General features: G+C 57.8%; 9 protein-coding genes. 1 reads left to right on the forward strand and 8 read right to left on the reverse strand.

The genetic code is table 11. The features are described 5' to 3' along the window. Positions 1-176 precede the first annotated feature (176 nt). The 5 genes from N4264_RS00745 to N4264_RS00765 all read right to left on the reverse strand — a co-directional run bounded on the left by N4264_RS00745 (position 177) and on the right by N4264_RS00765 (position 6,249). Positions 177-914 carry a pilus assembly protein PilP gene (locus N4264_RS00745; protein WP_261695175.1) on the reverse strand — a complete coding sequence of 246 codons (738 nt, stop codon included), beginning with the start codon at positions 912-914 and terminating at the stop codon, positions 177-179. Continuing rightward, entirely contained in the window at positions 911-1,795 is an 885-nt protein-coding gene (locus N4264_RS00750) for an RHS repeat-associated core domain-containing protein (protein WP_261695176.1), read from the reverse strand. The genes N4264_RS00745 and N4264_RS00750 overlap by 4 nt, the downstream gene beginning before the upstream one ends. A gap of 305 nt (positions 1,796-2,100) precedes the next feature. Next, positions 2,101-3,063, reverse strand: a complete 963-nt coding sequence (locus N4264_RS00755) for a DDE-type integrase/transposase/recombinase (RefSeq protein WP_261695177.1) — start codon at positions 3,061-3,063, stop codon at positions 2,101-2,103. A 17-nt stretch (positions 3,064-3,080) separates the two neighbouring features. Further along, positions 3,081-3,332, reverse strand: a complete 252-nt coding sequence (locus N4264_RS00760) for a helix-turn-helix domain-containing protein (protein WP_261695178.1) — start codon at positions 3,330-3,332, stop codon at positions 3,081-3,083. Next, positions 3,280-6,249, reverse strand: a complete 2,970-nt coding sequence (locus N4264_RS00765; RefSeq protein ID WP_261695179.1) for an RHS repeat domain-containing protein — start codon at positions 6,247-6,249, stop codon at positions 3,280-3,282. The genes N4264_RS00760 and N4264_RS00765 overlap by 53 nt, the downstream gene beginning before the upstream one ends. A 114-nt stretch (positions 6,250-6,363) precedes the next feature. On the opposite strand from N4264_RS00765, the gene N4264_RS00770 reads away from it, so the two are divergent. Continuing rightward, a protein-coding gene (locus tag N4264_RS00770; protein WP_261693907.1) for an IS3 family transposase occupies positions 6,364-7,493 on the forward strand; the annotation gives its coding sequence in 2 pieces (ribosomal slippage) (positions 6,364-6,625 and positions 6,625-7,493; 1,131 coding nt in all). A gap of 38 nt (positions 7,494-7,531) precedes the next feature. Here N4264_RS00770 and N4264_RS25745 read toward each other — a convergent pair. The 3 genes from N4264_RS25745 to N4264_RS00780 all read right to left on the reverse strand — a co-directional run bounded on the left by N4264_RS25745 (position 7,532) and on the right by N4264_RS00780 (position 12,353). Next, positions 7,532-7,987 (reverse strand): RHS repeat domain-containing protein, encoded by a 456-nt coding sequence (locus tag N4264_RS25745; RefSeq protein ID WP_425508326.1) that lies wholly within the window; start codon positions 7,985-7,987, stop codon positions 7,532-7,534. A 77-nt stretch (positions 7,988-8,064) separates the two neighbouring features. Further along, positions 8,065-9,048, reverse strand: a complete 984-nt coding sequence (locus tag N4264_RS00775) for an IS5 family transposase (RefSeq protein ID WP_261692799.1) — start codon at positions 9,046-9,048, stop codon at positions 8,065-8,067. A 2,324-nt stretch (positions 9,049-11,372) separates the two neighbouring features. Continuing rightward, on the reverse strand, positions 11,373-12,353 hold the full coding sequence (locus tag N4264_RS00780; RefSeq protein ID WP_261695180.1) for a S41 family peptidase: 981 nt from the start codon (positions 12,351-12,353) through the stop codon (positions 11,373-11,375). Between the last annotated feature and the right edge of the window lie 380 nt (positions 12,354-12,733).

Here is a 12,733-nt window from a genome sequence, read left to right on the forward strand (position 1 = left end):
TCCAGGAAATTGAGCGGCGAGCATTCCTCGGTGAATCTCGGCGGGGAAGGTGGCGGCGCCGGACGATTACGATCTTCTAGCAGGGGCGGGCAATTAGTTAAGCGGATTGACGGAACACCCACACTAGCAAAGAACAGCCACTCGATTCACATTACAGCGTCGTTTACGTTGAGCACCTAGTCCGTCTTCCTTAGATTTCTGGAATGCTTCCTGCGCTCCGGATCCCAATTGAGTTTCGTATAAAAATAAGAATACCCGCCCGATTCGTCTGGCCTAAGCTCCGCAATTTTCACGAATCGCTTGCTAATCTCGACGACCCGACCGCCATTCCTCGCCACGACCTCCCCTACGACTGCCGCACGCACTTGGCCGTCATGGTTGATCAGCACAACGTAACCAGCATCCTCAGGAATATGGTCAATGTCGATGCGAGTAACAAGGTTCGAATACGAGTAGCTGTCCAGGATCCCCGCTGCAACCTCGCAGACTTCGTTCTGATCTTCGCCGAATACGCTCACGTAGTCATAACCCGGTGAGGAATCTGGAGATCGCATTCGGAGCGTTACCCTCCACGCTACTCCAGTCACGGCCTCACTCTCGCTGAAGGCGAACTTCACATCAGCGCGAGCAAGCTTCTGAGTACAGAAGTTTCTACCGCTGGTCGGGGCGTCTTCCCAGTCTGACCTCCAAACTCGCTCATATGAAACAGTCGACGACGATTTTGACCATTGCAGTTGATTGCCCTCCACACCGTAAATCTCACACTGCGCAAACCCGACCGGCACCTGAAATGTGAGCTCAGGACCGCCTACACGCTGTGAGTACCGCCCATCGTCCGCGATGCAATTCGAGATCCCAACAATGGGAAAAACCAACAATCCCGCGATCAATAGTGTTTCCGAACAAGCCATCATAGAAACTCTCCCATTGGCAGCGACGGGCGACATCGCTGGTCTTGTGATGCCTCTGGATCAACACTCTTCTTCCTGGCGGGGACGCCCAATCCCGTATCGACGTGCCCCCAATTGCACGAATGCGCCCACTCATGTATGGCCGACTCTCCGAGTCCGGTAGTAGGTTTATCCGTAGCTAAGTCATAGGCGGAAATATTGATCACATCGTGCTCATATGGCTTGTCCGGATCCTTCTTGGGATCGGGGCAGTCGTAGTATCCAGGATATGGTGCCTTGCAATGAACCTTCACTTTGCCTGTTTTGCAACGCAACTCTACGCATTTCCTCAGAGAGTCTTCTTTAATACGGGCGGTACCGACAACGCAGCTATTGGCGATGTCCTTATCAAGATTTGCGTGCCATGTGTCGCTACATTCAGGGCATTTTTGTTGAATACTGAATAGTCCGAGCGTATCGACAAGCGTCGAAGGACGCCCCCTAACGTAACTATACGTCGACACACCATCTCTCAACCCAATCGGATCGCTCTCTACATACCGGCCAACCGTCGGGTCATAGTTACGGAAATAGTTGTAGTGCAGCCCACTTTCCGAATCAAACACTTGACCAGGATAGCGGAGGGAGACCGACGTGCTTCCCTCCACCGGGGGATGTTCGCCGAATGCCGTGGTCAGAAAATCCCATCGCCATGTCTGTGCATTAGACGCGGCAGAGGCCGCCACTCGCGGTGTGCCAAGGTGATCTGTTTCCAAATAGTTAATCCCTGTCAAATCCAACTGGGCAACAGGAATCTCGTCGAGATACAGATATTCTACGGAAGACGGTGCTTCGCTGGTCCCACTTCGAAGCAACTGTCCGCCTGCTCCGTAGACATAGTGCATTTGGCCTGCGTACGTCGAATCCACCTTACCTACTCTTTCCCCGCGACCGTTGTAGACATATCCCACGTTTCGAGCTTCAGAGGTACTTGCGGCGGCCAGCCGACGAACTCGCCCAGCCGGCGGTGCCATTCGCTGCGAGGACCCCTCTTCCATACTCACGCCCTCTAAGCGGTTGCGCACATCGTACACGGCACTCAAACCGTCACCCCGACTTGTTGTGTTTCCATTGTCGTCATAGGTGCGGGTGTCTTGCCCCCAGTCCCCTTGGACCCGGCGTGCCTGGATTTGTGTGAGGCCGCCCCAGGTCAGGCGGCCAGCTTCAACGATGCATCATGAGCCAGCGCTTCGTCTAGCTTCTTTCGCGCCGCCTTCGCCCAACCTTGCCATTTCGGCAACACCACAGCTTGGTTCTGGGCGTATACATCGTGTGGAGTCAGTTCATCTCCTCCGGCGGCAGGCATCAATGCCCAGTGTGGTCGGATTGTGTTGTAGCGGACGTGGAACTGGCTCAGCTTCTCCCGAGCATCTTGCGGTGAATCGTATAACTGCCAGTATACCTCTTCACGTTTTAGCGTTTGATGGAAACGTTCCAGCAACCCCAATTGCTGAGGCGTCCGGTAGCGCGTTCGTACGTGTGAGAACTGGCCTTTGATGTGCGACTGGAATCGCTTCGCCAGAAAACTACTCCCGTTGTCGGTAACCAGAAAGGGCGTCTGCTCCAGTTTGCCGTGAATGCGTTGCGCTTCCTCCATGGCAAGATCGATGGCGCGATTGATCTGGGGTGCCGAATAGCTCGATGTCAAATGCAGCGCCAGCAGGTAGCGGCTGTAATAGTCGATGACTGTCACGGCATACCACCAGCCGTGACCAGGTATGTGCAGGTAGGTCACATCGGCTTGCCACAACGCATTGGGACGCGTAGGCAACAGGTCGAACAGCTTTGCGCTCTGGTGCAGCTCTGCAGATGTCGCGCGACGCCGCTGCAGCAGTTTCTCCGCCTTGAACACCGCATAGACGAACTTCTTGCTGACAACCTCCCCAGCTCGACGCATGACGATCGCCAGACGCTTGTAACCCCACCACGGATAGCGGTGGGCGAACGCAAGAACCACCGCCTTGAGCCCCTCATCCAGTGGCCTGGGGGCCGGCCCCGGCCGCTTCTGCTCGGCAGCCGGCCGGTGATACCAACTCGACGCCGCGATACCCATGTGCGCAAGCACCTGCTTGAGCCGCAGCCCAGTGCCACTGCACCATGCCTCTTCGATCATGGCCCGCTGCTCCGAGGTCAGAGCGACGGGCCCATGAGCTTTTTTAGAATGCGGTTGGCGAACGTCAACTCACCAATCACCTGCTCACGCGACTCAATCTCACGCTGCAACTTCTCCAGCTCCTTGCCCGCCCCCGGCTCCGTACCGCCCTTTCCCGACAGCCGCGCCTGGCCGCCCGAAATGAACTCATCCCGCCATCGGTACAGCGTCTGCTCGCTAATCCCATACCGCCGCGCCAGTTGCGTCGCCGGCTCCTCCTTGCGCAACAACGCCAGGACTATCTCTACGCGCTTCGCAGCAGCCAATTCGCTCTTCTTTCCCATGTCGTCTTCCTCGGTGATGGCTAACATTCCATCGGGTCCAAGGATCCGGGGTCAAGACACGGGACACACCGCCAACAGCTTGCAATCGATGAGTACCAGGAAGGTAGGTATAGCTCTGCGCTGGTTGCCCGACGAATTGCTTCGACACTCGGTCTCCGGTCTTGTTGTAGCCGTAGTCCTCGACCATTGCGCCAAAGCCGTCGGTGACCTTAGAAAGACGTGAATGTTTGTCGTACACGAATTTTCGATCAGGCGTCACTTGCGCTATCGCGTCGCTGGCCTCCTGGACATTCCCCATTGAGTCCAAAGAGAAATCAAGCACCAGTCCGCCGGGTCCCGAACTAACGATCTTGTCAATGGCGTAGTCCTGGTCGTACGTCTTGCTAAGCGTGCGGCCATTGCCAAACGTCAAGACGTGTGGCGGCCCAAACGGATAGTAGGTAACCGAACTGACTACAGTGACCGGATTGCTGGTGGCAGTCGCCTTCCACGTCAAACCAACTGCTCGACCAGCTGCGTCTCGCGTGTACGTGGCCACGCCCCCGCTCGGGTAAGTCATCGTCAGGACGCGATCAGACTTGGTGTACGTTCTTCCGATCGTCAGTGTACTGCTCGCGACCGCCTGGACCCTTTTGAGCACATTTCCGCGGCGGTCGTAGCAGTAGGTGGTCGTACCTGACTGATCCGTCATGCGCGTCAATCGGCCAATCGGGAAAGAAGCCAAACATCCTGTGACCGCATCCGGCTGGTCATAAACGTAGGTGACATTCAGCGAGCTGTTTGCATAGGAGATGCCAGTCAATCGGTTCAGTCGATCGTACGTAAAGTTCGTCGTAATGCCACGATTGTCGGTACGACGAATTCGGTTTCCGGCCTTGTCATAACCGTAAGATGAGTACCCCGTGTCCGGGCTATTGATCTCCACAAGTTTGTTGAGGCCGTCATAGACATACGTCGTTGTGAGAACGTCCGGGTCTGTCACTGAAGTCAGATTGTCGAGAACGTCGTATCCGTAGACCGACGTTGCATTCGACGTCTCCGGATCAGTTCCCGAGTAGTCCTGAACAGTCGTCACCAGCCTATTCAGCGGATCGTACGAACGAAAGGTCTGTGAGCCCAATCCATCGACGTACCGCACCAGGTTACCGTTGACGTCGTAACCATTCACTAACCCGTCGTTGAACACCTCGGAGTTGAATGTCGGGACATTCGACGCGTTCAAGCTCTTCTTGAGGCGATTTAACTGATCGAATTGGCGAGCCACTGTTCGCTTGAGGCTGTTGCCCGTGTCAAACGTATCCTCTCCTGTCCGATTCCCCGCGGCGTCCAGCGTGTAGTGGATACGCCCCCCTAGAATGTCCACAATGTCCGTCAGCCGGTAAGCCGTGTCATAGATATAGTCCAAGTACGCGCCATCCGGCTGGGTTACGCGTGTAATGTTGCCGGCCGCGTCATGACCAAAACTGGTGGTGGCGTCCAGGGAAGGCGAAATGAGACCAGTGGCGTGGTGGCGGACTGTGCGGGACTTTAGCCAGCCACGCTCGTTATACACGTAGTCTGTCAGCGTTCCGTTTCCGTCCTTCGAGCGGACAACGCGACCAGCCTTGTCGTATGCGACGAATTCCGTAGTACGCCCCATGGCATCTGTCACCTTCCACAAGTCGCCCTTGCGGTGGCAAGGCCCTACCAGCATGCCGCAGTTGGTCTGGTCGGCAGTTCCGTAGTAGGTATACGAAGTAACGTCATCCCCACCGGCCATACCGGCTTCGCTGGGATCGCGCGGACCGTTCACGGTCTTGCGTAGACCCACCAGAGGACAGGTGGAATTTGGCGCACTGGCGTCGGCCGCCGTACAGTAGGCATATGCCCAGCGCTGCACCTTCGCCGAATTCGCTGGCGCGGACGAACAATCGTAGTTTGTACCCGCGAGCGGATCTGTAGGGTCAATCTCGCATTTCGCCAATAGCCGGCCTGTTGAACCATCATAGGCCATACGAGTCAGCGATTTGCGTTGGTTAGCGGCGTTGTACACGCTCTTCTCAAGTGGAACCGGCAAAGTCGCATGCCATTGCGTCGTTGTCGTACGCATGGCTGGTGAGCCGGTCAGGTTTGGCGTGCTCTTGCAGCTAAAATACTCATTGTCGAACCCGAAACGGGATGCGTGCCGCGAACCTAGAAATGGCGTCGTACTTCGACAGGAACCAGTGGGACATTCGCCGGTGAATGTGGTAGCACTAAATGTTGTGCCAACCGGACATCCGTTGCTATCTGTCGATGATGTCGCTGCCTCTTTTCGCGACTCTTCCAACCCCCGGGCGTTCACCGTTCGAGTGACGGTCTTTCCGCGAAAATCAACACTGCCCACAGGGACCGCTGAACTGTCATAGATCAGCGCCTGAGCCGAGCCGCCAAGGCTACAAGACGTGCAGTTGTCGGCGCGCTCGGCGAGTAGCAATCGACCATCGCGAATCACTCCACGCATCGTCGTGGTAACACCACTAGGGGTTGTTATGGCTGTCGACGTAGCGGACTGCCCGATCGTGTAGCTGAAACCGTAGTCCGCATAAGCACCGCTCAACCGGGACTTGGTCGCGAGCTTACGCACCTCGCCCTCATAGGCATAGGACTGGTTGTACTCGTAATAGGTGTGTTCCACACCGTTTCTCAGCACACGCTGCAGTAGCGCTTCCCGACTTTGCAGCGGTCGGGCATCGGGATAGTACTGATACGTAACGTTTCCGACACCAGGGTACGTGACCGCTTCCAACAGGCCGTTTGTAACGGTGTATTGGATTTGATTCCCGTCGGGAAGGCCGACCGATGCTACGTCATGAGTCCAGGGCGACGTGTAGTTGAAGGTCAAGGTTCGCTGGTGGGAATCTTCAACAATAGAGCTGGCTCCGCAATTTCGGACAGCAGCTTAAGTGGGAATCTGCTCCAATGACGAGGCGCCGAGGCGCCCAGAAAGGAGCAATCGATGAAACGTACCCGCCGGAAGCACTCGGCAGAGTTCAAAGCCAAGGTGGCGCTGGCGACCTTGAAGGGGGACCGGACGCTGCCCGAGTTGGCCAAGCGATTTGACGTCCACCCGAATCAGATCACGCAGTGGAAGGCGCAGCTGCTGGAGAAGGCCGCAGAGGCCTTTGGCGGCTCGCAGGAGCGAGAACCCACACCAACCGTGGATGTGAAGGCCCTGCAAGCCAAGATCGGCCAGCTGACGATGGAGAACGATTTTTTGGCCGTCGCGCTCGGTCGTCTGGACGATGCGAGCGCCAAGCGATGATCGATCGCGATCATGTCCTGCCGGTGAGCCGACAGGCGGAAATACTGGACCTATCGCGATCGAGCGTGTACTACCTGCCGCGATCGACGTCGCCTGCCGACCTGGTGTTGATGCGCCGGATCGATGAGCTTCACTTGGAGCACCCGTTCGCCGGTGCGCGCATGCTGCGTGATCTGCTGCGGCAAGAGGGTCATGTCGCGGGACGACGGCACATTGCCACGCTGATGCGCAAGATGGGCATAGCAGCGCTCTACCAGGCTCCCCGTACGAGCACGGCCAATCCGGCACATCGAATCTATCCATATTTGCTGCGCGCATTGAGGGTTGATCGTCCCAATCAGGTCTGGTCGACGGACATCAGCTACATTCCAATGGCAAAGGGATTTATATACCTTTGTGCAGTAATTGACTGGTACACGCGCCGGGTCTTGGCGTGGCGATTGTCCAACACGATGACGACTGACTTCTGCATCGATGCGCTGCAGGAAGCGCTTGATCTACACGGCAAGCCGGAGATCTTCAACACAGACCAGGGAAGCCAGTTCACCAGCGAATCCTTCACCGGTCTGTTACAGCAAAACGGCATCCAGATCAGCATGGACGGCAAAGGCGCATGGCGTGACAACGTCTTCGTCGAGCGACTCTGGCGAACGGTCAAATATGAAGAGGTATACTTACATGCCTACGAATCGATCGCCCAGGCAACGCAGCGTTTGACCCGATACTTCACGTTCTATAATCAACGCCGACCGCACAGTGCTCTTGACGGACGCACGCCGGACGACGCCTACTTCACTGCGCTGCCGCAAAAGAAGGCCGCGTAACTCCGCAGACTCTCACTTAACAACGACGGGAAGTTGTCCTAACAAGCGGAGCCACCTCTAATAGCCAAGCGGCCAACGGAGTCATACGAAAGGGTGATTCCCAAGCCCGCGATGTTGCGAATCGCAGTCAGGCGCCCGTCGGCGTCATAGCTTTCAACGCGCCCATCTTCGTCAATGATCTCATAGCGCACAGATGACGTGGTGTACGCCATCAGCGTAAGGCGCTCATCTCGTTGAATGGCAATCCCGCCCTGGAACCCTTGAAAGGCCACTTGGTGACCGTCGTCCCGATACACCAGTACAGTCCTGGTAGTCCCGGTACCAGAATCCGTAAGACGGACATCGAAGTTGTGGCGCCAAGCCAGCCCCATGGACCAATAGCTTGCCAATTTGTCTGGTGCGCCAAAGCTGTTATAGGTTCGTCGCAGTGACAACATGCCTAGGGAAAGTCTGAACAAGCCTCGAAAACTGCTTGTCTGAAGACTCGGTCGCATGCCGGTGGTGATGAAAATCGGTTCAGAGCGAACGAGATTGCTTTGCAAAGGCTGCAAATAGCAGCCTTTTTAACGCGCTATGCCACCTTCGGACGCAACTCGCCCGTCATCGCCAGCAATCGCTTTCGCGCCATCCACAGATTCGATAGCGCGAACAGCGTCAGGATCTGCGCCGTGTTCTTCGCCAGTCCCTTGAAGCGCACCTTCACGTAGCCGAACTGACGCTTCACGACACGGAACGGGTGCTCCACGCGCGCGCGAATACTCGCCTTGCGCTTCTCCGCTTTCTCGATCGCACGCTTCTGGCGTCCTTCCGGCATTGCCTTCACGCTGCTGCGTCGACGAGCAATCTGCCAGTCCAATCCTCGGCGCGACGAATGCTTGTCCGCGCCCGTGTAACCGGCATCGGCATAGACCACGCTTTCCTTGCCGTGCAGCAGATACTCCGCTTCATTCACATCCGCTTCGTTCGCTGCGGTTGTCGTCACCGTGTGCACCAGTCCGGAGTCGACATCCACGCCAATGTGCGCCTTCATGCCGAAGAACCACTCATTCCCCTTCTTCGTCTGATGCATCTCCGGATCTCGTTCACCTCCGGCGTTCTTCGTCGAGCTCGGTGCTGCGATGATCGTGGCGTCCACCATCGTTCCGCGCTTGAGCATCAGCCCTTTGCGCGACAGATAGCCGTTCACTCGAGCCAGAATCTCGGCACCCAGCTCGTAGGTTTCCAGCAACCTCCGGAAATTGAGAATCGTCGTCTCGTCCGGGATCGGCTTCGTCAACGATAGGCTCGCGAACTGGCGCATCGACGCGATCTCGTACAGCGCTTCTTCCATCGCCGGGTCGCTCAGCCCGAACCAGTTCTGCATCAGATGAATCTTCAGCATCACCTTCAGCGGATACGGTCGCCGCCCATTGCCAGCCTTCGGATACACCGGCTCGATCAAGTTCAGCAGGATCGTCCAGGGAATAACCTGCTCCATCTCTGCCAGAAACACCTCGCGGCGGGTCCGTTTGCGCTTGCTCGCATACTCGGAGTCGCCGAAGCTCATCTGGTCCATGCGCGTGCCTTTGTGTGGGAGGGTACTATCTCAACACAATCGGGTCGGACTTGTTCAGACCTTCCCTAGCGCCGATGGATCGTGCCAGTCAGCCTCGACGAGCCGTTTGTTACCGCTCAGTGCGTTGATCGGCCTTCCAGTCAATACGCATGGTTGATCCTTGCTTCGTTCGTTGATTCTGTCCTTTAGACAAAGCATTGAGCCTACGTCAATTCTAGTGCCAGGAGGACAATTCACTTCCCGCTTTCGATTCCACCGGATCAGCGCAAAGTTTTCCGTATACGTCGCGCAGCCATTCGTTAACCTTGGTTTGTAGGTGAAGCAAATGCCGTTCATTGAACTGTTTGTACATTGGCCGCTGGGAATGCGAGTCTCAGCATCTCCGAACGGGCCGACGCAGCTTATTAGCCTCCAAGGGCCGGTGACCTGAAGATTGTGTTCGCAATAGGACACTTGGATGTCCCGGTCGTTAGCGCCTCTCATCGACTCTTCTGATGGGAATTCCTTGTAGTTCTTACACGCGCGACCTTCGTCGTCACCATTCGGTCCCAAACCATTGTGATAAGCACAGTCGTATTTCCAAGGTGCTGTTTGCAATGATTGGCATGTCTTACCTGGCGGACACTCGCCGGGAGGCGGACACGTCTGCGCAAAGGATGTCGCGGCAAGAAACATCAGGACCAAAATTGACGCGACGCGTCTCCAGTATCTCCAGTCGATACCGCGTATGCACGGCGCCTTCATACAGTTATTCATTACTATCCCCTGTGTGCAGACCATCTCGTTGTGCGAGCTTCTGTTGAACAGACTCCCTGGAGAGCGGCGCGCTTCTCCACAGAAAGACGTCGCTACGTTCGTGTTCGCGCCTCAATTCGCACCACCTACACCACCTCTGCTATTGGCAAGTTGGGTTGCCGTTGGGAGTCAGTCGTGTCAGCACTCGGCTTCAGTAGCGCGCTCTCATACCTGGACGTGCCCGGCAAGCACACCGCCCGGTGCAACTTTGGCGCGCTCTAGTGAGAAGCGGAGAGCGCGACAGCCCACAGCGATTCTCGAGTTACGGAAGCAACGCCGACCATCTGACACAATAGTTCGCAACCCTATTTTGACCCACCGTTCTCACTCCACCGTTGTTCCAGTCATCAAAACGTCTGGAATTTGCCAGGGAGTGTTCATTTGCGACGAGCAACGGCGCCGAGACGGTTGCCAGCACTTGGCAGGAGCCAGCCCAATTGCTACCCGCTGCCCTCTCCTCTCTACCTCTCCTGCAAATTGCGATCCTGACCCGACCGTCCACCAAACGCCATTGAATGGCCTCAGAAGCCAAATCCATATTGACGCAGCGCCGCCTCATTTGCAGAATCACCCCGCTGCCGTAAATCCGGCAGCCCAGGATTGGCGTCCTGGTGCATTCGGCGCCGCAAAAAAGCGCCCATCCGACGATGACGGCGCTTTTTTGCGCCCAGTCGTCGGCTGGGCGCCCTATCCTTCCGGTTCAACGGCGGGCGGCGCGTGGCAGCCGCAAGGCTGGCCGGTCGAATGCCCGGTACGCCAACCATGCGCCGTCCGTCACCTCTTCGGTCCGGTGACGGGTTCCCCACTCGTCGAGGACGCTGCAATGTCTCCCCGCATGGATCGCCCGTTCGCCTCGCGCGAGCGCTTGGCGTCGAGTCGTTCCCACCATAGGCACCGGCTCTCACGTCGCGTCGTGTGCGTCGCTTCCTGTAGCCCGGGTCAACCCGCAGGGTTTTCACCCGGGGGCTGGCTGCGGCAGCAATGATGAAGCGCGGCGTCACTACCTGAATTCGACGACACGGTGTAGTTCACCCCGGGTGCGCTGCGCTTACCCGGGCTACGGAAAGCGCTTTTGATTCAATAGCGTCTTGATGACCTGCTTTGCGAATGTCGCTGGAAGCGCCCGCGCCATCGGCCGGGGCGATGGTGTTTCTGGTGACATTTGCCGTTGCACCGCCGAGGCACTGATTCCAGGCCCGCACCGCTGACGAGCGGCACGATGCCACCGAATCCCTGCACCGGCATCCACTCCGCCCCGTGGCCACGGCGGCGGCATGTCCACCTGTACCTGCGCAGGTTCCCTTCCAAGGAACCCTATCGACTCAACTCGCCAAGCCCGCACACCGGCGACCGATCCTCCGCAGACGCCAACGGCGTGATCGTCATCGCCGGCTGCAAACCGGACGCCGATCACCGCTCACGGGGAGACGCCAACTCCTACGGGGCGGTGGTCGCGCGTCGCGCTATTGCAGGTCAGTGGCACGTCGAAGCGGATCCGTGGGAGACGCCGATCGTCGCGCACCGGCAGGTCATTGCGGCTGCGCCGGGGTGGCCCGGGCCATCGCGACAGCGACATCCAGGCGCTTCTGCGTATCGGCTACGGCATCGGGCGGGATTCCCACGCCCTCCCAATCGGTTTTCGTTACCGGATTGATCGTCCTGTAAGTGGAGAAGCGGCCGACGAAGTGCTCGTTGATGGGTAGCGCGCCGACGATGTGGGCAATGCCTGTCGTTCCCTGGCCGACGGTTCTTGCTTTTCCGAAACTTTTCAATGTGTAGGCAAACAATTCTGCGGCACTGGCGGTATCCGGGCCGGTCAGAATGATCAGCGGGTAGTCGCGCTGGAATCGCGCGGGCCCTGCACCGGTCGTCGAGAAGGTGTCATGCACGGACTTGCCGTTGCGGTCGACAATGCTCCAGAGCAATGTCTTCTCGGCAAAGAAGTAGCTCAGCATGTGGCTCACGAGCTCGGGTGAGCCGCCCTTGCACTCGCTCAGGTCGAGAATCAGGGCATCCGTGCCGCCGAGGAATCCCAGTGCGTGATCGGCCGTGTTCCGCGCCTCGTCATCCGGGAAGAACTTGTTGAGTTTGAGGTAGCCGATGTTGCCGGGAAGGATCTCAAGCTTCTCGAAGCCGTAGTTCAGCCGGAATCGGTCGGTTGTTTCCTTCATGACATGCGTCGGCGCTTCGCCACCTTCGGCGACGAGCACGCCCAGATGCCCGTCGCCGCTCAGATCATCGAGTTCGGAGCCGATGCGGGATGCGAATTCCTGCCTGGTCGTTATGCGGTCGTAGGCGCCCGCTTCGAGGCGGTCGATCATCTCGAGGCCGACCCGGCGCGCGGTATCCGGGTAAACATAGACGTCGTTGAGCAGCTTCACCGTATCGGAAACCGAGCGTCGTACGGTCTTTCGGTCGATCGTGTCGCCCTTGTGCGCGGCCGCGACAGTCGTTTCCGCATGGACGCCCCCGGCCAATGCGATGCAGGCCGCAAGTACCACTGCGCGCACGCTCGTCCCCCACTTGCTCCTGCTTCCAAACGGCATTGTTCATCCTCGTTGCATTGCCCGAACAGTCGGCACTGCCCTCGGGCGGCGGCTCGAGCGCTTGATGTCGGTTCAGCCATGTAACAAGTCAAGCTGTGAGGACATGATGGGTGGCACCAATCGGCTTCTTTTCTGAGCGAACTCCGCCACCGGCAAACCGGTAACCGATCCAACGTAGACGCCGACTGCGCGATCGCCTTGCCGGCTGCACACCAGACGCCAGCTCACGGGGAGACGCCAACTCCCAGGGGGCGGAGGTCGCGCGTCAACCGACGATGGCCGGCACCGACCGGTTCACGCGCAATGGATGCCTGGCACCAATCGGTACGCCGGCCATTCCATGC

Source organism: Tahibacter amnicola (assembly GCF_025398735.1).
Taxonomy (GTDB): domain Bacteria; phylum Pseudomonadota; class Gammaproteobacteria; order Xanthomonadales; family Rhodanobacteraceae; genus Tahibacter; species Tahibacter amnicola.